This window comes from Streptomyces polygonati (assembly GCF_042650325.1).
In the GTDB taxonomy this organism is placed as follows: Bacteria; Actinomycetota; Actinomycetes; order Streptomycetales; family Streptomycetaceae; genus Actinacidiphila; species Actinacidiphila polygonati.
In genome coordinates this window covers 811,168-833,300 of record NZ_JBHSBB010000014.1, presented here as the reverse complement: position 1 = coordinate 833,300, position 22,133 = coordinate 811,168, and the positions used below count along the sequence as shown (strand labels likewise).

Below are 22,133 nucleotides of genomic sequence, written 5' to 3'. Positions count from 1 at the left end.
TCTCGTTCCGATGGACACGAAGCCCTGGCGGGACCGTGTACGCGAGGAAGACGCGCTGCTGGAACAGCTCCAAACCCTCACGTCACAGTCCGCCGCACGCCGCGCCGCCGCCCTCATCGAGGGCGTCGCGGAACTCGGCAGCGTCTACGCCGTCGCGAAGGACGTCGGCAAGAGCTGGACCGCCGTGGACAACGCGATCAAACGCAACAAGAAGAAGGGGCCCACCAAGGCGGACCCCACCACAACCGCATAGCAGCGAGGGCCGGACAGCAGCTCCCGGGGACTGGAATCCCCAGGGCGCGCGCGCCGCCCGACCCTCTGACCAAGCACTTCCTGACCTAACCAGGAGGACTCGGCCATGCCGAATCTTATGCCGTACGACACAAGTCGTCCGCCCGGCCGTCGCCTCGTCGCGGCCGGCATCATCCGCCGCGCTGGCGGTCGCACCACCCGGGGCACCATCACCCAGGCCGGCGTCACCGGCAGCATCCGCCCGGCCGGTGCCTGATGACCGACCCTGCACCCCTGACCCCGCGCCAGCGGCTGACCGAGCTCTACGCGCTGGCCGGGTACGGCCGCCGTTCCGAGCAGCTCGCCGCCGACCTGCTCGCCGAGCACGAAGCCGAGACCGCCGCCGCGAAGGTCAGCCCTGCCGGGGCCGAGGCCACGTTGTCCAGCGACGTCCTGGCGTTCCTCACCGCAGTGCGCGATGCCCTCACCGTCCCCCATGCCGCCCGGGCCGCCGACCTCATGGAGACCCTGGAACGCCGGCAGCGCCGCGACGAGCTGGTCGCCGACCGGGCCGCCACGGTCCGCATCGCCGCCAACGTGGCCATCGACCTCGCGGGCCGCCCCGCCGACGGCGACCTCCTCTGCTACCTCACCCAGACGATCCGGGACGGCATCGCCGCTTTCCCTGTCGACTACCAGGTGCGGCAGGACAAGCAGCCCGCCGGGGGTGAGCAGGCATGACCGAGCCCCGCCTCATCGAGATCGACACCCGGGACCACGGCATCGTCGTCCTGCCGGAGCCCGAGTGGTGCACCGGAGTCATGCATGAGACGTTCCAGCCCGAACCCCTGCGCGGATGGCGGCGCCTGCGGGCCCGCCTGCGCCGCACCCCCGCCGTGGACTACCGCCCGCGCCGTAGCGAGATCGTCCACCAGGGCCCCGGCATCGACATCACCGTGGACACCGGGGACGGGCCGCAGCGGCTGATGGAACTCACCCTGTGGCAGGACCCCTTCCCCGAGCCGACGTGGGAGCAGGGCACCGACGTCTACATCAACGCGTACATGCTCGACGACGGCAGCGCCGACTACGACGTCGACGGCCTTCAGCGTCTGGTCACCGGGCTGCTGGAAGCCGCCGGGCAGGTCCGCCTGGTCGCCCGCCAGCTCGCCGACGAGCGCCGCCGCGGTGGCCGGTGAAGCCCCAGCAGTGGGCCGCGGCCGGTGCGGCCACCGCCACGGTGCTGCTCACCGGCTTCGCGTTCTGGCTGTCCTACGAGCACCTGCACGACGTGTCCGCCGGCAACGGCCTGAGCGGTGCCCGCGCCTGGGCCTGGCCCGCGTGCCTCGACCTGTTCATCGTCATCGGCGAGCTGCTCATGCTCCGCGCGTCCCTGCTCCGCAGCGGCATGGACTGGTGGGCGGTCGCCCTGATGGTGACCGGCTCCGGCGGCTCGATCGCCCTCAACGTCGCCGGGGTCGGCTCGGGTGCGCCGAAGCTCACCTACGTCGTGGCCGCCGTGCCACCCGTGGCCGCACTGCTGGCCTTCGGCGCCCTCATGCGGCAGGTCCACGACCACCTCGCCGTCGAGCCGGAACCGGCCGTGTCTGGAGTTCCAGACACTTCGGAACTGATCGAGGTTCCGGCGGGACCGGCACCGGAACCGGTGGTGATCGAGCGGGTCACGGAGACCGAGGACGCTGGTGCCAGATTTGCACCAGCGCTCACCCTCGGCCCGCTCGTCCCGGTGGCGGAACTGCTCGCCGGAACCGGCCGTGAGCAGGGCGATAGGGGTTCGTTCGCCGGTACGAACCCCTACGCGGAACCGGTGGAACCATCCGCAGCACGGACGGAACCCGAGCCCGTGGCTCCGGAACCCGAGGCGAAACCGCAGACCAGTTCCGGCGGAGTTCCAGCCGAGCGCATCAGGGCCGCCCGCGAGTGGCTGGCCGCCGAGCCGGAACTGACCGGAACCGAGATCGGCCGGCGCCTCGGAACCAGCGACAGCTACGGCCGCCGCGTCCGCACCGCCGCCCTGGCCGCCGGGTGAACGCCGCAGCGCTCGCCGTCTTCCTGCTGCTGATGCTCGGCGCGTTCCTCGGCCTCGCCCGAGTCGACCGCCGCGCCCTTCCGCCCGCTCTGGGCACCGCCGCGCTGCTGATCGTCGCCGCGGCCTACGTCGCCTTCCTCTTCGCGCTCTAAGGACTTCCCGTGCCCCTGCCCTACGCCGTATCCCTCGGCGGTGTCACCGTCGGCGCCGCCATCTTGATCCTGTTCCTGCTGCGCTGGTGGTTCCGCGAGAAGCACCGGCCCGCCGCCCTCGTCCCGTTCCTGCTGTCCCTCGCCTACGGGATGCTGATCATCCTGTCCGCTGGCAGCGCCCTCAGCCTGCTCGGCGTCGGCGGCTGGGTGGTCCTCTGGGCCGGCAACCTGGCCGGATACGCCGGGCTCGTCTACGGCGTCGGCGGCACCTCTCCATCCGTCACCCGCCACCACGCCATCGCACTGAGCGAAGGCGGCCACGTCGTGGTTCTCCTGCTCACCGTCGTCCTGGTCGGCCTGTGGGTCTGGGCCAAGAAGGTCCCCAACGGGAAGATCGCAGCCGGGATCTCCAGCGGCATCTGCCTCGCCCTGTCCGGCACCCTCGCCGGGATCGCCGCCGTCCCCCTCGGCTCCGGTGCCAACCTCCTGGGCCTCGGCTTCACCCGGAGGTTCTCGTGAGCGACGACGAACTCACCGCCTGGGAAACCCGGATCGGTGCCGGCTGCTCCAAGCTCGGCCGCTCGTGCACCGCATGGCTGGCAGCGGGGGAGTACGAAGGCCGCAAGCGCGCCGGCGCCGTCCTGGGGCGTGCCGCCGGGGGAGCGGTCACGACCTGGTTCGTCGGCGGCATCGCTTACGCGGTCGGCCCTTGGGGCTGGGCGGTCGAGGGCGCGCTGCTCGCCGTCTCCGTCTGGGGCGCTGGGCGCCCCGGTGCGGACGACGAGGAAGAGCCGCTGGAAGAGGAAGGGATCGACGTGGACACCTTCCTGGAGCTGGTGCACGACGTCGCCCAGGGCGGCAATGTCCACCTGTCCGCGATCCGCGCGCAGCTCGCCGAGGAGTTCCCCGGTACCGACTGGCACGGCCCCGCAACGACCGCGCTCTGTGAAGCCGCCGGCATCCCCCTGCGGAAGGGAGTGCGCGTCGCCGGCGCCAACCCGCCGGTCACCACCGGCATCCACTGGGCGGACCTGCCCCCACTCCCCCAACTCCTCTCGGAAGGGGCTGTTGACGATGTTGCCGCAGGCCACGGCGACAACAACAACACCAACACCCCGACCGGGCAGCAGTCGGAGGCGGTCACGATCGTGCCCGACATGATGCTGAAGGCAACCCGGTGATCCGCCGCCTGGCCCGCCTCGCCAACACCTACTGTGCCAAGTGCGGATGGTGGGTCACCGGCTGCAAGCATCAGCAGTAGACCGCCCCACGCCGGCCCCGGGCCGCATCACTCGCCTTCAGCGCGTAGGTCCCAACGCTGAGTTGTCAGCGCCGGCAGTAGCGTGGCGAGAACAGCCATACCCACCAGCAATGCGAGTTAGGACCACCATGACCGACCAGCAGCCCGACCCCGAGAACGAAGCCCGCGACGAGGTCTTCAGGCAGATCGCCGCCACCGCAAAGAGCACGGAGGACTTCACCAACCAGGCGAGCCGGGCCGAAGCGCTGAAGAACCTTGCGGAGGCGTGGGCGTTCCTCGTGTCGCCGAGCAACTCGCACTGACCGAACTGCCACCAGCGCCCCGTCAGCCCACCGGCCGGCGGGGCGCAGCGCTGCCACACTGAGCCAATGGAACCGCTCATCCTGCCGCCCGGCTACATGACCGCCCACCAGACCGCCCGGACCCTCGACATCACCCTGTCCGGCGTCCGCGACCTCGTCCACCGCAGCAAGCTGAAGCGCGCCGGCGGATCACCCCGGCAGCCCTGGTACGACAGCGAAGCGGTCCTCGCCCTGCGGGACGCCCGCCAGCCTGCTTGACGGCAGGTCACAGCGGGTGCGACGATCTCTCCGCAGACGTATGTCCGGACAAAGGACAGCAGGCCCCGGCTCAGTGAGCACGGGGCCTTCGTCGTCGGCCACAGTTGTCCCGCACCGGCGTCCGGCTCTCCTGCCATGTGGTGCACCCGGGCGCGCGGCGGGATGCGGTATCCGAGAGGACCGTGGCGGCGCCCCGTCCTAGGCAACGGGGCGCCGATCAGCCTCAGTGGAGATAGCCGACAGTCGACTGGAACCGCGGGCAGTACAGCACGGCGGACGCCTTCGTGAAGTAGTCCGCATCCGACATACCGACCGTTGCTCGATCCATCTCCGCACGCCATACGTCAGCCAGCGACCTGTGCGCTGCCAGATCGGCGCACACCGCCTTCGCCTGAGCAACGGCGCCCGCCTCGGTAACTGCCGCCCACCCGGAACCGCCGCCACCGTTCAGCGGATCAGCCAGCCCCTGCATCAGCAACGCGCCCCGCGTGTCGGCTGGCGACGGTACCGACTCCGGTGTCCTCACTGTCGAACCACAGCCGGTCAGCAGTAACACCGCTGCCACGGCAAGACCTATGCGCATGTCCACCCCTCACTTAGACCCATCACCGTAGGGCTGACGAGGTGACCACCGTGGCAAGACGAACAGGTTGGCGGGTGTGCTCCGTACCCGGGTGCCCCGAGTTCACCCAGACCGGCAGGTGCGACGAGCACCGCCGTGAGGCAGAGCAGCGCCGCGGCACCGCCCGCCAGCGCGGCTACGGCCAGCAGCACGAGCAGCGGTTCCGGCCGGGCGTCCTGCGGCGCGACCCCGTCTGCACCTGCCCCGGGTGCGCGAGCTGCCTGCGCACGGGCAGCGGGCGCTGCAACCGCGAGAGTCTCCACGCCGACCACTGGCCCCTGAGCAGACGCGAGTTGGTCGCCGCTGGCGATGACCCCGACGATCCTAAGCACGGCCGCGGACTGTGCGGCCCGTGCCACAGCAGCCACACCGCGAGCGAGCAGCCAGGAGGCTGGCACCAGTGAGCGAACCCACAGCACCCCGCACCCACAAGGTCAGCGTCCAGGGCACCGGGCCATTTCACCACCGGGTGATCGTTGACGGTGTCGACCTCAGCCGTGGCCTCACCGGCCTCAGCCTCCGGATCGGCATCGGGAGCGTTCCCGAGTTGACCTTGGACGTCCAGCTGATCGACATCAGCGAGCTGAAGGACATCGAGGCCAAGGTGCTGATCGCCCCGGCCACCCACGACGCCCTCGTGACCCTCGGCTGGACACCGCCCGAGGAGACGTCAGCGTGACCGAAGACGACTCCGCTGCGCCGATCGGCCAGGTGCTCGACAGCCTCGGCATCGTCGCCACCGTCGGCCCTGACGACCTGGTGGCCGGCGCGGTCGTGCTGCTGAAGGTCATCGAGACTGACGGCTCCGAACGGCTGTCCCTGGCCGTGAGTGAGGGCCTGGGCTGGATCGAGAAGCTGGGCATGATCCAGGTCGCCAGCACGGTGGAGAACGCGGCCTGCGCCGACCGGCGGGCTGACGGCTCCTGACGATCACGGATCGTCACCACCCCTGGGGGGTGACCCCCAAGATCAAAAAGACGGCGGACCGCCGGGGAGGGCGCCGCCCGGTCTGTCGGGTTCAAAGGCTTGTTGATCAAGGTCGCCGTCACGCAATGTGAGGGCGGATTCGGCCGCGCAACGCGGCAGTTGGAGTGATCGCTATGCCGAAGGGCGGAGCGCGTACCCGGTCCGGACCGGCCCCTGACCCGACCGCCCTGCGGCGTGAGCGGGACGCCGGCGAGTGGACCATCCTGCCCGCCGAGGGCCGCCAGGGCGCAACGCCCGACTGGCCCCTGACGGACTCGAACCTTCGCGAAGGCGAGTTCTGGGAGCGCCTGTGGTCCAAGCCGCAGGCCCTGATGTGGGAGCGGTACGACCAGGGTCTCGAAGTGGCCTTGTACGTCCGGCGGTTGTGTGAGGCGGAGAAGCACGACGCGTCGGTGGGGCTGTCCACACTGCTGCGGCAGATGGCCGACAGCCTGGGCCTGACGACGCCCGGCATGAGGGCGAACCGGTGGAAGATCGACCGGTCCGAGGACGAGGCGGAAGAGGCCGGCGCGGCGCCGCTGGTCGAGCCGAACTCGGCGCGGGCCCGCTTGAGGGCGGTGCCCGGTGGTAGCGGCTGACGACGGCACCTGGCCGCTGGACTTCCCGACGCTCTACGTGGTGCCAGACTGGATCGCACGGCACTGCCGGATCAAGTCAGTCGGCGGACTGGTCACCGAGCCGCAGCCGTTCGAGATGTACGACTGGCAGCTGCGGTGCACTGCCCAGTTCTACCGGGTCAAGCCGGAGGCCGAAGTCGGTCAGCTCGCGTCGGCGTTTCATTTCCGCCGGGCGCAGGTGGTGGCGCCGCAGAAGTCCGGCAAAGGGCCGTGGACCGCGACGATCGTTGCCGCCGAGGCCGTGGGCCCGGTGCTCTTCAACGGATGGGCTCGGGGCGGGGAGCGGTATGAGTGCCGGCGGTACGGTTGCGGCTGCGGTTGGGGCTACGTCTATGAGCAGGGCGAGCCGATGGGCCGGCCGTGGGGCGAGCCACTGTTGCAGATCACGGCGACCAGCGAGGACCAGACCGACAACATCTTCCGTCCGCTGCAGGCGATGATCCGTAACGGACCGCTGGCCGAACTGATGAAGGTCGGCGAGCAGTTCATCCGGCTCCCGAACGACGGCCGCATCGACGTGGTGACCTCGTCGGCGCAGTCCCGGCTGGGCAATCCGGTCACGTTCGTGGCGCAGGACGAGACGGGCATCTGGACCGAGGGCAACAAGATGACGAAGGTTGCCACGACCCAGCGGCGCGGCCTGGCGGGCATGTCCGGCCGGTCGATGGAGTCAACGAACGGATGGGATCCGACCGAGAACTCGGTGGCCCAGAAGACCGCCGAGTCCAAGGTCAGGGATGTCTATCGCTACCACCGGCTCCCACCGAAGGGTCTGTCGTACAAGAACAAGGCGGAACGCCGGAAGATCCACGCCTTCGTCTACCAGGGCAGCCACCACATCGACCTCGACTCGATCGAGGGCGAGGCCGCAGAGTTGCTGGAGAACGAACCCGCCGAGGCCGAGCGCTTCTACGGCAACCGCCTGGTGGCTGGCATGGGCACCTGGTTGCAGCAGGACCACTGGGATGCCCGCTTCGCGAAGGGCGTCGTCGTCCCCGCCAAGACCCGCATTGTCCTGGGCTTCGACGGCAGCGACGTGGACGACTGGACCGGCATCCGCGCTGAGACCCTGGACGGCTATCAGTTCACCCCCACCTACGGACCCGACAAGCGGCCGACGATCTGGAACCCGGAGGACTGGGAAGGCCAGGTCCCGCGTCTGGAAGTCGACGCTGCGGTGGACGAGCTGTTCGCCTGGTACGACGTGGTGCGGATGTACGCGGACCCCCCGTACTGGACGAGCGAGGTCGCCCAGTGGCAGGCCAAGCACGGGGAGAAGCGCGTCACCGAGTGGCAGACCTACCGGGCGGTGCAGATGCACGCGGCTGCCGAACAGCTGCTGACGGACGTCACCAAGAAGGACAGCACGTTCCGCCACGACGGCTGCGAGACGACGTCCATCCACATCCGGAACGCCCGCAAAGCGGCGAGGCCGGCGAAGCGGTACGTCCTCCGGAAGGCCGCGGTGCACCAGAAGATCGACCTCGCAGTCTGCTCGATCCTCGCCCATGAGGCCGCCAGCGACGCGATTGCCGCCGGCTCCGCCGAACCCCCGAAGCGCTACTACGCCTACACGGGATGAGAGGGGGTGCCCGTGGCGACGATCGAGCAGGCGCGCCGCCTGGTGGACGTCCTGATGACGGAGCTGACCGTGCGGGCCGTTGTGGCACTCCGGCACGACAACTACTACCGGGGCCAGCACCGCCTGCGGTTCGCGTCGGAGGAGTTCCAGAAGTACACCGCGGAGCGGTACTCCGGCTTCTCGGACAACTGGGTCCAGCCGGTGGCCGACGCGCCCGTTGAGCGGCTGACGGTGACCGGCTTCCAGGCTGCCGGGGAGCAGAAGGCCGACGAGGATCTGTGGGGGGTGTGGCAGCGCAACGGCCTCGATGCCGACTCGCAGCTGGGCTTCCTGGGCGCCGGCAACGCGGGCCGGTGCTTCCTGCTGGTGTGGGGCGACCCCGACGACGAGGAAACCCCCTGCGTGACGTTCGAGGACGCGTCGTCGGCGATCGTGATGTACGAGCCCGGCTCGCGGCGGAAGCGGAGGGCGGCGCTGAAGTCGTGGCAGGACGGCTTCCGCGAGTACGCGACGCTGTACCTCATGGACGAGGTGTGGAAGTTCGAGCGCCCGCTGTCCCCGGGCAACGCGAAGTCGCCGCAAATGGCCGAGGCGGACGAGGTCGTGCGCGGCTGGGAACCGCGCGAGACCGGCGGCGAGCCGAACCCGCAGCCCAACCCCATGGGTGTGGTGCCGATGGTGGAGCTGCCCAACAGGCCGCTCCTGGCGGCCGATCCGATCTCGGACGTGGCCGGTGTGATCGCGATGCAGGACGCGATCAACCTCCTGTGGATGCAGCTGTTCACCGCATCCGACTACGCCTCCCTGGCCCAGCGGATCGTGATCGGCGCCGAGGTCCCGAAGGTCCCGGTCCTGGACGCGAACGGACAGGTGGTCGGAGAACGGCCGATCGACCTGCGGAAATTCGTGAAAGACCGGATCCTGTGGCTGGAGAACCCCGAGGCGAAGGTCGAATCATGGCCGGCTGCAGCGCTGGAGCCGTACACCGGCGTGATCGAGGTGGCGGTGGGGCACATCGCCGCGCAGACCCGCACCCCGCCGCACTATCTGATCGGCCGCATGGTCAACATCGCGGGCGATGCGCTGGTGGCCGCCGAGACGGGCCTGGTCAAGCACTGCGAGGAGAAGCAGCTCTGGTACGGGCAGGGCCTGAGGGAAGGCGCCGAGCTGATCGCGCTGGCCCGGGGCGAGACCGCCAAGGCGACGGCGCTGCGCGGGGGCAGCGTGCTGTGGAAGGGTGCGGAGTCCCGCAACATCGCCCAGCTCACCGACAGCCTGCTCAAGCTGAAGCAGATCGGGTTTCCCTTCGAGTTCCTCGCCGCGCGCTTCGGGCTGACGCCTACCGAGGTCGCCAACCTGATGCTGATGCGGGAGCGCGAGGCCGAGCTGGACCCGGTGTCGGCCATCATGGGCGGCGGGGCGACGGCCATCGAGCGCCCGCCGCAGCGGGAGCCTGATCCGGCGGCCGGGGCGTGAGCGATGTGGACGCGGTCGCCGAGCGGCACGCCGACCGTCAGCGGCGCATCGTGGCCGGGGTCGTGCGGACCGGCGCGCGGGAGTGGGCGGGCCTGGACCAGGCCGACCTGTCCGGCTCGTGGCGGCGTGTGGGGCCGCGGCTGGTGGCGGTGCTTGCCGCCGGGCAGACGGCGGCTGCGGCGGACGGCGCCGACTACGTCGGGCGGGCGGTGCGCGCCCAGGACGTCGACCCGGACCCGCAGGGCCGGGTGGTGCCGGAGGCGCTGGCCGGGTGGGCGGCGGATGGGCGGCCGTTGGACACGCTGCTGCTGCGGACCCTGATCACGACCAAGGAGGGCATCGGCCGCGGCATGCGCGTCGGGGACGCCCTCGACCTCGGCGGGAACCTGCTGTCGATGTACCTGGCCACCGAGGTCGGCGATGCCGGCCGCGGCGGGGAGGGCGTGGCGATGCACGCCAGCCCCCGGGTGGGCACCTATGTCCGGGTGATGGGCGGCCGGGGCTGCGCGCGGTGCGCGATCCTGGCGGGCGGGATCTACCACGTCTCCACCGCGTTCCTGCGGCATCCGTGCTGCCAGTGCCGCAACGTCCCCATCGCCGAAGGCGGCACTCAGACACCCGCCACGGTCGACGCGGCCTCGTACTTCCGCGGGCTGTCGCGGGCCGAGCAGGAACGGCTGTTCACGATCGGGGGCGCCCGCGCGATCCGCGACGGCGCCGACATCACCAGCGTGGTCAACGCGCGACGCGGCGTGTACACCGCCACCTCCTACGGCCGGCGGCTGGCCGCGACCCGGGACAGCACGACCCGGCGCGGTCTGTTCCACCAGGCCGAGCGGCGCCGGGCGGTCGCCCGCGGCGACACGACCCCCGAGGCGTTCCGCCTGCGGACCCCGCGGCTGCTGCCGGAGGAGATCTACCGGCAGGCCGACACCTTCGAGCAGGCGCTGGAGATGCTGCGCCGCTACGGCTACCTGACCTGACCTGCGCGCAAGGCGCGGTCACCGACTCCTGCAACGGGAGAGCGAATGCACACCACCACCCTGCCCCGTCACCCCCGCACGGGCGTACTCGCTGTCGGCTGGCGCAAGGCCCGCACCGGCGAGACCGAGGGCGAGCTGTACCCGGTCTGGCCCATCCTCGGCGCCGCGGAGGACGACGAAGAAGACGAGGACCCGCAGGAGGACCCGGACCCGGCCGGCGATCCCGAAGACGACGACCCGGAGGACGACCCGGAAGGCGCCGACGACCTCGGCGACAAGGGCAAGCAGGCCCTGGACCGCATGAAGGCCAAGTTCAAGACGGAGCGGGACAAGCGCCGCCAGGCCGAGGCCGAACGGGACCAGCTCAAGGCCGGGCCGGCCGAGGGCGACGCGGCCGCCATCCGCGCCGAGGCCGACACGGCCGCAACCGCAAAGGCCAACAAGCGCATCGTGCGGTCCGAGGTCAAGGCCGCCGCCAAGGGCAAGCTCGCGAACCCCGGCGACGCCCTGGTCTTCCTCGACCTCACGGCATTCGAGGTCGACGGTGACGGCCAGGTCGACGAGGACGAGGTGGCCGAGGCCATCGAGACCCTGTTGACCGAACGCCCTTACCTGGCCACCCCAACCGGGAAACAGCCCAGGTTCCAGGGCAGCGGGGACGGCGGCGCCCGCAAAGGCACCGCCGGGCCCAGGCAGCTCACCGAGCAGGAAGTCAAGAAAATGACGCCCGAGCAGATCGACGAGGCTCACCGCAAGGGTCAGCTGCGCGACTACCTCGGCGGATAACCCACCCGAGAGGAAACCGATGTCCATCAGGCGTTTCCGGCCGGAGATTTGGTCCGCCAAACTCCTGGTCGCACTCCGCAAGCAACTCGTTTACGCGGGCCCCGGCATGGTCAACCGCGACTACGAGGGCGAGATCGCCGACGCCGGCGACACCGTCCGGATCACCTCGATCGGCCGGCCGTCCATCGGCACCTACAACCCCAACTCGACCGTGATCACCCCCGAGGAACTGACCGACGCCCAGCGCACGCTGGCCGTCGACCAGGCGAAGTACTGGGCCTTCAAAGTCGACGACGTCGACAAGCGGCAGGCCAAGGGCGACGTGATGCCGCAGGCCATGTCGGAGGCCGCCTACGCCCTGGCCGACGTGGTCGACCAGTACGTCGCCAACCTCTACACCCAGGTCCAGGCCGCCAACCAGCTCGGCACGATCTCCGTCCCGGTCGCGCACCCGGAGTACTTCTACCAGCAGATCGTCGTGCCGATGGGCGTGGTCCTGGACCAGGCCAACGTGCCCTCCGAAGGCCGGTGGATGGTCGTCCCGCCGTGGCTGCACGGGCGGGCACGACTGGACCCCAACTTCATCAACGCCGAGAAGTCCAGCGACAACGGCGCAGCCTTCCGCAACGGCATCGTCGGCGAGGCCGGCGGTTTCACCATCATGCGGTCCAACAACGCCCCCAACCCGACCGGTGACGACTACGTGGTCACCGCGGGCAACGGCACCGCGATCAGCTTCGCCGAGCAGATCAACAAGACCGAGGCGTACCGGCCCGAGTCCAGCTTCTCGGATGCCGTCAAGGGCCTGGCCCTGTACGGCGCGAAGGTCATCCGCCCCGACGCGCTGGCGACCGCGGTCGCCTCGCAGACCTGATCAGGAGGAACAGTCGATGGCACGCACCGCTGTCCCCTACAGCAGCCTCGTCCCCAACGGCCAGTTCGCCGACCCGGCCGGCACCGCGGTCACCTCCGGCGCGGGCAACGGCGGCCAGGTCGCCGCGTCGTTCCCGGAGCTGACCGTCCTGCGCGTCGCGAACGCCTCCGGCGGCTCGGGCACGGTCAGCGTCCTTCCCGGGTCGCTGCCCCTGGCCGCGGCCGGCGGCCAGGGCGCCTTCACCGCGACCGTGGCCAACTCGGCCACCGCGTGGCTGGGCCCGTTCGAGTCCGGGCGGTTCATCCAGAACGACGGCTCGCTCATCATCGAGACGTCCGTGGCGATGACCGTCACCGCGTTCAAGATCCCGAGGAACACCTGATGGCACACGGCACCGAGACGATCTACGTGCTCGGCGAAGGCGGCGGCGTCCACCCGATGGACATGCCGCTGCCCGAGCCGATCGAAGAGCGCCTGCGCAAGGGCATGCTCGTCCGCGTCAACCAGGACGGCAGCCCCTACGCCCCGCCCGCCGAACTTGACGGCGGCTCCGCGCCCCCGGCGCCCCCGCTGACCGAGCCCGCCAAGAGCGCATCCAAGCCGGACTGGGTCGGCTGGGCAGTCGTCCGCGGCGCCACCGCGGAAGAGGCCGACGGCATGACCAAGGCCGACCTGATCGAGAAATACGCCTCGCCGACCAACCCGTGAGGAGGCCGCCGTGACGCTCGATCCCCTGGCCACCCTGGCCGACGCCGAGCGGTTCGGCTACACCCTCCCCCCGGGCGAGGCCGACTCCCTGCTCGACAGGGCGTCGGTCAGGGTGCGGCGCGCGGCCGGCCAGCCGATCACCCCGAGCGTCGTCAGCATCGAGATCAGCCCGGACAGCCGCCGCGTGCAGCTGCCGGCACCGCCGGTCATCGAGGTGCAGTCCGTCGCCGAGGTGGCCGAGGACGGCAGCACGACGCCGCTGACCGGGTGGCGGTGGGACGGCACCGTGCTCCGCCTGCCGCACCACCACGGGCACCGCTGGGACCTGTTGGTCACCTACCGGCGCGGCTGGGACCCGGTACCGGACGGCGCTATCGAACTGGTCTGCCAGGTCGCCCACCGACTGGGCAACACCCCACTCGGGATGGACGTCGGGATCCGGTCGCAGTCCCAGCAGATCGACGACTACCAGACCTCGACGACGTTCGCGGCCGAGCAGGTGCAGGTGGCCGGCGACCTGCTGCCCGGCGAGCTGACCGCGCTCAAAAGGGCGCTGGGCGCGGTGCCCGCGGTCTGGGTGGTGAGTACCAGTGAGTGACCTGGCCACGCTGCTCGCCCAGGCCCGCACCGCTCACGAGAACCTCATGGCCGGCGCCGGCGATCAGGTCCGGATCCACCGGCCCGGCCCGGCCGTCTTCGACCAGGCCACCGGCGGCGAGACACCGGGCGCCGACCTGGTGCTCTACGAGGGCATGGCCCGGGTGAAACCGGCCGGCCTCATCAAGGGAACCGAGGTGCAGGCGGGCGAGCGTGAGATCCGGCTGCGGGACTACGAGGTGGCCGTGCCCTGGGCGGCAACGGTTCCGCCGGGTGAGGTGATCCGGCCAGGAGACGAGCTGCTGGTGCTCGCCGGCGCCGACCCGCGTATGACCGGCCTGGTGCTGCACGTCACCGGCAGGCAGTTCAGCAGCCTGGCTACGGCCTGGCGGATCTACGCGGAAGACCGGGAGGCCTGATGAGCGGTATCGACCTGTCCGAGCTGGAGGCGCTCACCGCGTCGATCGCGGCGTCGACCGCGATTGTCCAGCGCGAGGGCGCGGCGATCGTCAAGCGGGGCGCGCAGAACATCAAGACGGACTGGCGGGCCAACGCCGCGGCGACGGCCGGCGCGCACGCCCGGCTCTACCCCGCCTCGATCTCCTACGACGTCACCGAGGCGCCGGGCGTCATCGAGGCGGAGATCGGCCCCGACAAGGCGAAGCTGCAAGGGCCTTTGGGCAACCTGCTGGAGTTCGGCTCGGCCAACAGCCCCCCGCACAACGACGGCGGGAGGGCGCTGGGCGAGGAGGAACCGCGGTTCCAGGCCCAGGTGGACGCGCTGCGGCTGCGGGCGCTGGGCCCGTGAGCACCCCGCTGGCCCTGCCGCACCGCAACGCCATCATGGCCGCCCTGGCCCCGCTCGCCACCCGACCGACCGGGCCGATCGCGATCGGGGAAGGCGGCGCCCCCGACCCGGTCCCCGCCAGCCGGCTCTACGCCGTGCTGTACGTATCACCCGGCCGGGCCGCCGCCGCGTCGCTGGCCGGCGAACGCACCGACCTGGCGCTGCTGTTCCAGGTCACCTCGGTCGGCCCCAGCGCTGAGCGGGCGCTGTGGGTCGCCGACCGGGTGCGCGAGGTGCTCGCGGTCCGCCTGGCCGTCGACGGCCGCGCGACCTGGCAGACCGAGGAACTAGGCGGCCCGCCCGTAAGCCGGGACGACGGCGTGACCCCGCCGCTGCATTTCCTGCCGGTGCAGTACCGGCTGATGTCCATCACCGCCTGAACGGAGGCCCGTCGTGGCCACACTCATCCCGCAGGTCGTCTCGCTGGCCGGCCTGACTCCCACCTACGCCAGCGCCGCCGTCGGCGGCGACAAGGTCCCGCCCAGCGACCGGACCTTTGTCCACATCAAGAACGGCGCCGGCGCCCCGGTCACGGTCACACTGACCGCGACCGCCAAGGTGCGGGGGCAGGCCGTCGGCAACCTGACCGTCAGTGTGGCCGCGTCCGGCGAGCAGATGATCGGCCCGCTGACCGCCGACCTGCTCGCCGGGGTCTCCGACGGCCTGGTCGCCATCGGCTACAGCTCCAACACGTCGGTCACGGTGGCCGCGCTGCGTATCTGACGCCGCGCCATCTCCCTGCCAGTGGGCCCTGACCGGGCCCTTTTTTCATGCCCGAGGAGGGCCACCAGATGTCTGACCTGATCAGCGACGGCAAGACCCGAGCGGCCTGGCTCACCAGCCTGGCCAATATCCACGCGCCGACCGTCGCGGAACTGAATGCCGGCATGGACCTGACGCCGCGGCTCACCCCGGACGGCCTGCAGACCAACCCGACGACCGCTGACGTGGACACCGGCAGTCTGGCCTCCACCACCGACACCAACGAGGTCGGCCGTGTCGGCTACGACAACATGCTCACCTGCAAGCGCGGCACGACCCCGCAGGAGGACGCCCCGTATGCCGTGCTGGTCTACGGCGCGCACGGGTTCCTCGTGGTGCGCCGCGGCGTCCCCTACGCCACGGCGTGGGCGGCCGGGCAGCAGGTCGAGGTCTACCCCTCGGTGTGCGGGGAGCGCGTCAACGTCGCGCCGGCGAAGAACGAGGTCATGAAGTACCAGGCCCCGCTGAAGCTGACCGACCAGCAGGACTCCAACGCACTGGTGGCCGCCTGATGCCTACCGACATCGACGCCCTGCTGAAGAAGGCCAAGCCGCGCGAGACCACCGTGGCGGTCTACCTGGACGGCGCCACCGGAGCCGAGATCGAGCGCCTGGAACGCCAGCTCGCCCAGGTAGGCGCCGACGAGTGGGCGCCCAGCCTGGCCGACACGGATCTCCGCCGGCCGATCGCGGAGAAGATCGCCGCCGCCCGGAGGAAGCTCCGGGCATCCGAGGCGGAGTTCCGGTTCCGGGCCCTGCCGGACTGGAGCGACGATCCGGAGGTCAAGACGTGGTCCGACCTGCTGGCCGCGCACCCGCCGGAGAACCCGGCCGAGGTCGTCTTCAACGTCAAGACGTTCCCCCGGGTGCTGATCTCCGCCTGCGCGATCGACCCGGTGATGACCCCGGAGCAGGTCGACCGGCTGTTCGCGGTCATCAACCAGGCCCAGCGTGACGCTGTCTTCCAGGCCGCGTACGACGCGAACACCGAGGCGTCCTCCGTCCCTTTTTCCGTGAGCGCCTCCGCGATCCTCGCGGCCCATGGCGACGGGAAGTAGAGGCAGCCCGGGCCTGGGGCGTGCCGCGCAGCATCTTCATGGGCCGGGGGGTGCCGGCACCGGGTAAGCCGCTGTGGCTGCCGGAGGACCGGGCCTGGGCGCGGGCCCTGCTCGATGTCGAGGCTGAGGCGTGTCCGGACTGCGGCCAGCCCTGGACCGAGTCATCCGATCCCGCCGCCGCCCACGGGGCCCGCTACGAGGCCGACCTGGTCCGCTGCCACGCCTGCGCCACCGGCGCGGCGGCTGTCCAGGCCCACCAGGACGGCCGGGGCGACATGCCCGGCCTGCACGTACTGATCAAAAAGCGCTGACCGAAGGGGGTGATCGGTCATGGTCGACCGGACCGTCACCACCCGGCTCCGCCTGGACACCACCGGCTGGCTCACCGGGCAGCGCGCCGCGGTGAACGCCAACAGCCAGCTCGCCGCGTCCGCGGCGAGCACAGCGGCAGGCGCCCAGCGGGACGCCGACCGCACCGCCGCGGCCATCCAGGGCACCTTCACCGGGATGGCCCGCGCGGGGCAGACCGCGCTCGGGCAGCTCGACGCGGCCGCGCTGCGGTCCTCGCAGGCCCTGGCCAACAGCACCGCGGCGATGACCCGGCAGACCGCCGCCGCAGCGGCAGCGGCGGCGCGCACCACCACCCAGGCCGGGGCCGCCACCACCGCCAGCACCCGCCGGATCGTCACCACGGCCGGCGAAATTCCCGCGGCTTTCCGGGCGGCGGCGACCGCCGGAGCCTCCGCGCTGGGCACCCTGGACGTAGCGTCGGCCGCGTCCCGGGCCCAGATCACCAGCACCCTGCTCGCCCAGCGGCAGTCCCTGACCGCCGCGGCGGCCGCCGTCACCCAGACGTCCACCGGGATGAACGCGGCCACCGCCGCCGCGGCGGCCGGCACCAACCGCCTGTCCCTGGCCGCCCGGCTCGCTCTCGCCGAGGCCACCCAGGCCTCGCGGACCGCGGCCGCCGTACCCGCCCGCATCTCGACCGCGGACTCCCTGGCAGCCTCCGGTGCACGCAGCGCGGCGGCGGCCGCCGCGGCCGCCACCGCCCGGGCCGACGCCAACGCCCGCGCGCTGGCGGGCACGTTCGGCGCGGCCGGGGCCCGGGCCCGCACGATGGGCTCGGCGGTCGTCACCGCCGCCGGCAGCAGCGAGAAGTCCCTCAAGGGAGCGCGCACCGCGAGCCTGCTGCTGGTGGCCGCGCTGGGCCTGGCCGTCTACGCGTCCAGCAAGTTCGAGACGGCCATGTCCGGGGTGAAGGCGGCCACGCAGTCCAGCGGCGCCGAGCTGGCGTCGCTGCGGCAGGCCGCGATCGACGCCGGCGCGAGCACCCAGTACAGCGCCACCCAGGCCGCCCAGGCCGAGACGGAGCTCGCCAAGGCCGGTGTGTCCACGGCGGACATCCTCGGCGGTGCGCTGCGGGGCACCCTGTCCCTGGCCGCGGCCGGCGAAATGGACGTCGCCGACAGCGCTGTGGTGGCCGCGAAGGCGATGAACTCGTTCGGCCTGACCGGCAAGGACATGGCGCACATCGCCGACGTCATCGCCGCGGCCGCCGGCAAGAGCGCCACCGACGTACACGGCATGAGCCTGGCGTTCGCGCAGTCCTCGCTGCTCGCCCACCAGACCGGCCTCACCCTGGAACAGGCCGCCGGGTCTTTGGCCTTGTTCGCGCAGAACGGGCTGGTCGGCAGCGACGCGGGCACGTCGCTCAAGACGATGCTGATGAGGCTGACCCCGCAGTCGCAGCAGGCCCGCGACGTGATGGACAAGCTCGGGTTCTCCGCCTACGACGCGTCGGGCCGCTTCATCGGCTGGTCGGCGACCGCCCAGGCCCTGCAGAACTCGCTGAAGGACCTCACCCCCGAGGCCCGCAACAGCGCGCTCGGCATCATCTTCGGCAGCGATGCGATCCGCGCCGCCACCATCGTGTCCCAGGCCGGCGCGGCCGGCATCGACACCTGGACGAAGGCCGCCAACGACCAGGGGTACGCGGCGAGGTACGCGGCCACCCAGACCGACAACCTGCAGGGCGACGTGCGCCGTCTGGGCTCCGCGCTGGAGACCGCCCTGATCCAGTCGGGCACCGCCGCCAACGGCGTGCTCCGCGACATGGCCAAGGCCGTGACCGACGCTGTGCGCTGGTACAGCAGCCTGCCGCCGGAGGTCCAGAAGAACGTCACGATCCTGGGCGGCCTGGCCGGCATGATCGGGCTGGTGGCCTCCGGGCTGCTGCTGATGCTGCCCCGCATCATGGCGGTGCGCACCGAACTGGTCGCCCTGGGGCTGACCGCCGAGCGGACCCGGATACTCATGTCGGGCCTCGGCCGGCTCGGTGTGGTGGTCGGTGTCCTCACCGCGATGTCCTACGCCTCCGACAAGATCTCGGCCAGCTTCCGGGCGGCCAGCCCCGATGTGGACCGGATGACCAGCGCGCTGGTCGACCTCGCCGGCACGGGCAAGGCCGGCGGTGAGGCGAGCAAGGCCTTCGGCGACGATCTGGACGGTTTCGGCGAGGCCGTCCAGCGCATCGCCCACGCCGGCGGCCTGACCAAGGTCGTCGACGAGATGCAGAAGCTCCCCGTCATCGGCGGCAAGGCCGGCAGCCTGCAGAAGGCCACCGACCAGCTCAACTCCGTCGACAAGGCGCTGGCCGCGATGGTGGAGAGCGGCAACGCGGACGCCGCCGCCAAGGCCCTCAAGCTGCTGTCCGACGACGCCGAGAAGCACGGCACCAGCACCAAGAAGCTCTTGACGCTGCTGCCGCAGTACAACAACGCCCTGGCCGCCGCCGACACCCAGCAGAAGCTCACCGCCGGCAGCCAGAAGGCCCTGGGCGACACCTCGGAAATCACGGCGGATGCCATCCAGGACACCCGCACCGAGACCGAGAAGCTCACCGACGCTCTGGACGCTCTCAACGGCGTCAACATCGACGTCGCGACCAGCTCAATCGACTTCCAGAGTTCGCTGGCGGACCTCAAGGCGTCGGTGAAGGACAACGGGCACCAGCTCGACATCCACACCGACAAGGGCCGCAAAAACATGCAGTCCTTCCTCGACGCCGCATCCGCGGCCGAGAAGAACGCCGAGGCCATCACCACCCAGACCGGGTCCCAGCAGGCCGGCACCAGGGCCCTGGCCGCGAACATCGAGCAGCTCCGCAAGAAGATGATCGCGGACGGCTACGCGGCCGACGTCGTCGACAAGCTGCTGCGCGCCTACGCGCAGGTGCCCGGCAGCGTGTCCACAACGGTCAAGGTCAAGGACGACTCCAGCGCCGAGCTGGAGGCGATCTACAAGCGGCTGGCCGCACTCCCGCCCGGCAAGACGCTGACGCTGAAGGCCCCGTCGGCCGCCGTCCTCAACTCGCTGAAAGAGGTCGGCTACAAGGTCACCACTCTGCCGGACCACACGGTACGGATCAGCATCCCGACCGACGCGCAGAAGAAGGCGCTGGACACTCTGCGGGCCCGGATCAGCGCCATCCAGAGCAAGACGGTGACCCTGACGATCCGGCAGAACGTCGCCAAGGGCCTGATGTCGCCGCAGGCCGGGAAGAACGCACTCCAGTCCTCGGCCAACGGGAACATCTTCCGGCGCTACGCCAACGGCGGCACGGAGAACCACGTCGCGCAGATCGCGCCCGGCGGGGCGTGGCGGATGTGGGCGGAGCCGGAGACGGGCGGCGAGGCGTACATCCCGCTTGCGCCCGGCAAGCGGGACCGGTCCCGGGCCATCGCCGAGCAGACCGTGCGCCTGCTCGGCGGCAAGGGCATCGCCTGGTACGCCACCGGCGGCATCTCCTACACCCCCACCGCGTCGCCGACGCTCGGCGGCAGCACCGACGCGATGGACCGCTACAACACCGCCAATGACCGGCTCAAGTCCGCCTGGGACACCCTCAACAAGGCGATGGCGGATGCGGCAAAGAAGGCGTCCGCGCTGCGCGACGCCGAGACGAACCTGTCCCGGGTACGCAACGGCCACCACACCGCGACGCAGATGGCCGCGGCCGAGAAGAAGCTGACCGACGCCCGCAAGGCCGACCAGGTGGCGACCCGGGCGGTGAGCACGGCCAAGGGCGGCGTCTACAGCGCGGATGCCGCCCTCGGCGTGACCCGCGGTGCCCGCCCGCCGGCCTTCAGCCTGACCGCCTACCAGAAGCAGCTCACCGCGTCGGTCGCGGCGACCAACGCCTGGCGGGCCAGCCTGAAGACGATCGCCGGCCGCGGCGGCCAGGAAGTGGCGGACATCCTGGAAGGGATGGGCCAGGACGGCTACGCCCTGGTCCAGTCCCTCGGCAAGGCCAGCAACAAGCAGTTCGCGGACATCACCAAGAAGCTGCTCGCGACGGCCGGCGTGGCCAAGGCATCGCTCGCCGACTTCGACCGGCAGGTGAATGCGTCCACCAAGGTCAACTCGACCTTCGCCAGCGACCTCCAAAAGCTGGCGCGGGAGGGCTACGGAAGCCTCGCCCAGGCGCTGGCCGCTCAGGGCGACGACGCCGCTCAGGCGTTGGCGCACCAGGCGGCAGGCAGCTCGAAGGGCGCGGCGGCGGCGAACGCAGCCGTGAAGGCCAACGCCAACGCGCTCACCGGAGACGACCTCACCAATGCCCTAATCCTGCTCACGACCTTGCGGAGCAAGCCCGGCCTGGGCTTCGCGGCACTGGCCAGCGCGGGTCTGGACACCGCGACCGTGCGGGCCCTGGTGCCGAAGATCATGGGGCAGATCAAGGCGCTGGCGCCCCCGTACCGCAATGAGCTGCTCAAGGAGGTGACCGGGCAGGGCGGGGCGACCGCGATGGCCCGAGGCGGCATCCTCACCCGGCCTACCGCCGTGGTGGCGGCTGAGGCTGGCCACACCGAGTCGTGGATCCCCTGGAATGGGAGTGCCCGGTCGGCTGCGCTGCTGGCCAGTACGGCGGCGGCCATGGGCTACCAGCTCGTCCCCGCAGGCCGGTTTGCGGGCGGCAGTGGCGCGGTCGGTGGGGAGACCCATGTCGATCGGTCCAACCACATCCACCTCGACGGCGCCCAGCAGTCGCTCGGCGAGCAGCGCGCGGACCTGCTACGGCACATGACAGTCCTGGCCTGAGAGGGGGTGACGGATGGATCCGGGCACAGTGCTGAGCGGCCGGCGAGTGGACCTCGGCGGCGTCCAGTTCGGAATGGTCGACGGATTGGGGGTGGCCTGGCGGATCGGGGCGGACGGGCTCCAGGGGTGGGACAGCGCCGAAGTCCGCTCGACGGTGACGCAGCGGCAGTCGGCGCACGGCGCCTGGATGGGGCCGACATATCTCGGCGAGCGGGTCATCACGCTGGGCGGCACCATCACTGCCCCCACCGCCGGACTCCTCGACGGGGCCGTGGAGCAGCTGCTGGCCGCCGTCCCGCTCGACGACTACGCCACGCTGACGGTGTACGAGTCGACGCCGAAGCAAGTCTCGGTCCGGCAGTCGGGCAAGCCGGTCATCAAATACGAGACGGACACGATCGTCACCTGGAGCGTGCTGGTGACGGCCCCAGACCCGCGCCGCTACGGCGTCGATCTGCGGACGGCGACCACCGGGCTGCCGTCCACCACCGGCGGCCTGGTCCTGCCGGCCGCGCCGCCCTGGACGATCTCGGCGACCACCGTGTCCGGGTTCATCACCGCGGCCAACGAGGGCTCGATCGCAGCCCTGCCCGTTTTCACGATCGCCGGTCCGGTGCAGCAGCCGAGAGTCAACGTCCAGTACCCCGACGGCACGGTGGCGACCATCGCCTACTCGCAGACCCTCGTGGCCGGCGACGTGCTGGTCCTGGACTGCGCGGAGCACACCGCAGTCCTCGGCGGCGCGTCCCGGCGCCGCTACGTGTCCGGGGACTGGCCCGTCATCCCCGCCGGAGCGAGCGTGCAGATCCTCTTCGGCTCCGCCCTGTACGACCCCGCCGCGACCCTGACGGTCTCGTGGCGCCCCGCCTGGAGATAGG

General features: G+C 71.2%; 32 protein-coding genes. 31 read left to right on the top strand and 1 reads right to left on the bottom strand.

Annotated features, from left to right (window positions below; all coding sequences use genetic code 11):
- Window positions 1-10: 10 nt before the first annotated feature.
- The 10 genes from ACFO3J_RS24255 to ACFO3J_RS24210 all read left to right on the top strand — a co-directional run bounded on the left by ACFO3J_RS24255 (window position 11) and on the right by ACFO3J_RS24210 (window position 4,254).
- Window positions 11-253: a hypothetical protein gene (locus ACFO3J_RS24255; protein WP_386432897.1), complete on the top strand. Its 243-nt coding sequence runs from the start codon at window positions 11-13 to the stop codon at window positions 251-253.
- A gap of 105 nt (window positions 254-358) precedes the next feature.
- On the top strand, window positions 359-508 hold the full coding sequence (locus ACFO3J_RS24250; RefSeq protein WP_386432894.1) for a hypothetical protein: 150 nt from the start codon (window positions 359-361) through the stop codon (window positions 506-508).
- Window positions 508-972, top strand: a complete 465-nt coding sequence (locus ACFO3J_RS24245; RefSeq protein WP_386432891.1) for a hypothetical protein — start codon at window positions 508-510, stop codon at window positions 970-972. The genes ACFO3J_RS24250 and ACFO3J_RS24245 overlap by 1 nt, the downstream gene beginning before the upstream one ends.
- Window positions 969-1,430 (top strand): DUF6907 domain-containing protein, encoded by a 462-nt coding sequence (locus ACFO3J_RS24240; RefSeq protein WP_386432888.1) that lies wholly within the window; start codon window positions 969-971, stop codon window positions 1,428-1,430. The genes ACFO3J_RS24245 and ACFO3J_RS24240 overlap by 4 nt, the downstream gene beginning before the upstream one ends.
- Window positions 1,427-2,281, top strand: coding sequence for a DUF2637 domain-containing protein (locus tag ACFO3J_RS24235; RefSeq protein WP_386432885.1), 855 nt, complete (start codon window positions 1,427-1,429; stop codon window positions 2,279-2,281). The genes ACFO3J_RS24240 and ACFO3J_RS24235 overlap by 4 nt, the downstream gene beginning before the upstream one ends.
- Window positions 2,278-2,433 carry a hypothetical protein gene (locus tag ACFO3J_RS24230; RefSeq protein WP_386432882.1) on the top strand — a complete coding sequence of 52 codons (156 nt, stop codon included), beginning with the start codon at window positions 2,278-2,280 and terminating at the stop codon, window positions 2,431-2,433. Before ACFO3J_RS24235 ends, ACFO3J_RS24230 begins: the two co-directional genes overlap by 4 nt.
- Before the next feature lie 9 nt (window positions 2,434-2,442).
- A complete protein-coding gene (locus ACFO3J_RS24225) occupies window positions 2,443-2,952 on the top strand; it encodes a hypothetical protein (protein ID WP_386432879.1) in 510 nt (169 codons plus the stop codon).
- Complete coding sequence (locus ACFO3J_RS24220) at window positions 2,949-3,614, top strand: hypothetical protein (RefSeq protein ID WP_386432876.1); 666 nt, start codon at window positions 2,949-2,951, stop codon at window positions 3,612-3,614. The genes ACFO3J_RS24225 and ACFO3J_RS24220 overlap by 4 nt, the downstream gene beginning before the upstream one ends.
- Before the next feature lie 190 nt (window positions 3,615-3,804).
- Window positions 3,805-3,996 (top strand): hypothetical protein, encoded by a 192-nt coding sequence (locus ACFO3J_RS24215; protein ID WP_386432873.1) that lies wholly within the window; start codon window positions 3,805-3,807, stop codon window positions 3,994-3,996.
- A gap of 66 nt (window positions 3,997-4,062) precedes the next feature.
- On the top strand, window positions 4,063-4,254 hold the full coding sequence (locus ACFO3J_RS24210; RefSeq protein WP_386432870.1) for a hypothetical protein: 192 nt from the start codon (window positions 4,063-4,065) through the stop codon (window positions 4,252-4,254).
- 223 nt (window positions 4,255-4,477) lie between these two features.
- Here the strand turns inward: ACFO3J_RS24210 and ACFO3J_RS24205 are convergent, their stop codons facing one another.
- Window positions 4,478-4,810: a DUF732 domain-containing protein gene (locus ACFO3J_RS24205; RefSeq protein WP_386432867.1), complete on the bottom strand. Its 333-nt coding sequence runs from the start codon at window positions 4,808-4,810 to the stop codon at window positions 4,478-4,480.
- 77 nt (window positions 4,811-4,887) lie between these two features.
- On the opposite strand from ACFO3J_RS24205, the gene ACFO3J_RS24200 reads away from it, so the two are divergent.
- The 21 genes from ACFO3J_RS24200 to ACFO3J_RS24100 all read left to right on the top strand — a co-directional run bounded on the left by ACFO3J_RS24200 (window position 4,888) and on the right by ACFO3J_RS24100 (window position 22,132).
- Window positions 4,888-5,280 carry a holin gene (locus ACFO3J_RS24200; RefSeq protein ID WP_386432864.1) on the top strand — a complete coding sequence of 131 codons (393 nt, stop codon included), beginning with the start codon at window positions 4,888-4,890 and terminating at the stop codon, window positions 5,278-5,280.
- Entirely contained in the window at window positions 5,277-5,555 is a 279-nt protein-coding gene (locus ACFO3J_RS24195; RefSeq protein WP_386432862.1) for a hypothetical protein, read from the top strand. Before ACFO3J_RS24200 ends, ACFO3J_RS24195 begins: the two co-directional genes overlap by 4 nt.
- On the top strand, window positions 5,552-5,803 hold the full coding sequence (locus tag ACFO3J_RS24190; protein WP_386432859.1) for a hypothetical protein: 252 nt from the start codon (window positions 5,552-5,554) through the stop codon (window positions 5,801-5,803). Before ACFO3J_RS24195 ends, ACFO3J_RS24190 begins: the two co-directional genes overlap by 4 nt.
- 173 nt (window positions 5,804-5,976) lie before the next feature.
- Complete coding sequence (locus ACFO3J_RS24185) at window positions 5,977-6,441, top strand: phage terminase small subunit (protein WP_386432857.1); 465 nt, start codon at window positions 5,977-5,979, stop codon at window positions 6,439-6,441.
- Window positions 6,428-8,062 (top strand): hypothetical protein, encoded by a 1,635-nt coding sequence (locus ACFO3J_RS24180; RefSeq protein WP_386432854.1) that lies wholly within the window; start codon window positions 6,428-6,430, stop codon window positions 8,060-8,062. The genes ACFO3J_RS24185 and ACFO3J_RS24180 overlap by 14 nt, the downstream gene beginning before the upstream one ends.
- A gap of 12 nt (window positions 8,063-8,074) precedes the next feature.
- On the top strand, window positions 8,075-9,538 hold the full coding sequence (locus ACFO3J_RS24175) for a phage portal protein (RefSeq protein WP_386432851.1): 1,464 nt from the start codon (window positions 8,075-8,077) through the stop codon (window positions 9,536-9,538).
- The gene (locus tag ACFO3J_RS24170; RefSeq protein WP_386432848.1) at window positions 9,535-10,521 is read left to right on the top strand and encodes a hypothetical protein; all 987 of its coding nucleotides are present in this window, start codon (window positions 9,535-9,537) and stop codon (window positions 10,519-10,521) included. Before ACFO3J_RS24175 ends, ACFO3J_RS24170 begins: the two co-directional genes overlap by 4 nt.
- Window positions 10,522-10,566: 45 nt before the next feature.
- Entirely contained in the window at window positions 10,567-11,307 is a 741-nt protein-coding gene (locus tag ACFO3J_RS24165) for a hypothetical protein (RefSeq protein WP_386432845.1), read from the top strand.
- A gap of 19 nt (window positions 11,308-11,326) precedes the next feature.
- Window positions 11,327-12,181, top strand: a complete 855-nt coding sequence (locus ACFO3J_RS24160; RefSeq protein ID WP_386432842.1) for a P22 phage major capsid protein family protein — start codon at window positions 11,327-11,329, stop codon at window positions 12,179-12,181.
- Between the two features lie 16 nt (window positions 12,182-12,197).
- Complete coding sequence (locus ACFO3J_RS24155; RefSeq protein ID WP_386432839.1) at window positions 12,198-12,563, top strand: hypothetical protein; 366 nt, start codon at window positions 12,198-12,200, stop codon at window positions 12,561-12,563.
- Window positions 12,563-12,889, top strand: a complete 327-nt coding sequence (locus tag ACFO3J_RS24150) for a hypothetical protein (RefSeq protein WP_386432836.1) — start codon at window positions 12,563-12,565, stop codon at window positions 12,887-12,889. Before ACFO3J_RS24155 ends, ACFO3J_RS24150 begins: the two co-directional genes overlap by 1 nt.
- Before the next feature lie 10 nt (window positions 12,890-12,899).
- Window positions 12,900-13,487 carry a hypothetical protein gene (locus ACFO3J_RS24145; protein ID WP_386432833.1) on the top strand — a complete coding sequence of 196 codons (588 nt, stop codon included), beginning with the start codon at window positions 12,900-12,902 and terminating at the stop codon, window positions 13,485-13,487.
- The gene (locus tag ACFO3J_RS24140; RefSeq protein ID WP_386432830.1) at window positions 13,480-13,905 is read left to right on the top strand and encodes a DUF6093 family protein; all 426 of its coding nucleotides are present in this window, start codon (window positions 13,480-13,482) and stop codon (window positions 13,903-13,905) included. Before ACFO3J_RS24145 ends, ACFO3J_RS24140 begins: the two co-directional genes overlap by 8 nt.
- Window positions 13,905-14,294, top strand: coding sequence for a hypothetical protein (locus ACFO3J_RS24135; RefSeq protein ID WP_386432827.1), 390 nt, complete (start codon window positions 13,905-13,907; stop codon window positions 14,292-14,294). Before ACFO3J_RS24140 ends, ACFO3J_RS24135 begins: the two co-directional genes overlap by 1 nt.
- Window positions 14,291-14,713: a hypothetical protein gene (locus tag ACFO3J_RS24130; protein WP_386432824.1), complete on the top strand. Its 423-nt coding sequence runs from the start codon at window positions 14,291-14,293 to the stop codon at window positions 14,711-14,713. The genes ACFO3J_RS24135 and ACFO3J_RS24130 overlap by 4 nt, the downstream gene beginning before the upstream one ends.
- Before the next feature lie 13 nt (window positions 14,714-14,726).
- The gene (locus tag ACFO3J_RS24125; RefSeq protein ID WP_386432821.1) at window positions 14,727-15,056 is read left to right on the top strand and encodes a hypothetical protein; all 330 of its coding nucleotides are present in this window, start codon (window positions 14,727-14,729) and stop codon (window positions 15,054-15,056) included.
- 68 nt (window positions 15,057-15,124) lie between these two features.
- Window positions 15,125-15,607 carry a phage tail tube protein gene (locus ACFO3J_RS24120; protein ID WP_386432818.1) on the top strand — a complete coding sequence of 161 codons (483 nt, stop codon included), beginning with the start codon at window positions 15,125-15,127 and terminating at the stop codon, window positions 15,605-15,607.
- Window positions 15,607-16,152, top strand: a complete 546-nt coding sequence (locus ACFO3J_RS24115; protein ID WP_386432815.1) for a hypothetical protein — start codon at window positions 15,607-15,609, stop codon at window positions 16,150-16,152. The genes ACFO3J_RS24120 and ACFO3J_RS24115 overlap by 1 nt, the downstream gene beginning before the upstream one ends.
- Before the next feature lie 20 nt (window positions 16,153-16,172).
- On the top strand, window positions 16,173-16,463 hold the full coding sequence (locus ACFO3J_RS24110; RefSeq protein ID WP_386432812.1) for a hypothetical protein: 291 nt from the start codon (window positions 16,173-16,175) through the stop codon (window positions 16,461-16,463).
- A gap of 19 nt (window positions 16,464-16,482) precedes the next feature.
- Window positions 16,483-21,255, top strand: a complete 4,773-nt coding sequence (locus ACFO3J_RS24105) for a phage tail tape measure protein (protein ID WP_386432809.1) — start codon at window positions 16,483-16,485, stop codon at window positions 21,253-21,255.
- A 13-nt stretch (window positions 21,256-21,268) separates the two neighbouring features.
- Window positions 21,269-22,132, top strand: coding sequence for a hypothetical protein (locus ACFO3J_RS24100; RefSeq protein ID WP_386432806.1), 864 nt, complete (start codon window positions 21,269-21,271; stop codon window positions 22,130-22,132).
- The last annotated feature ends 1 nt before the right edge of the window (window position 22,133 follow it).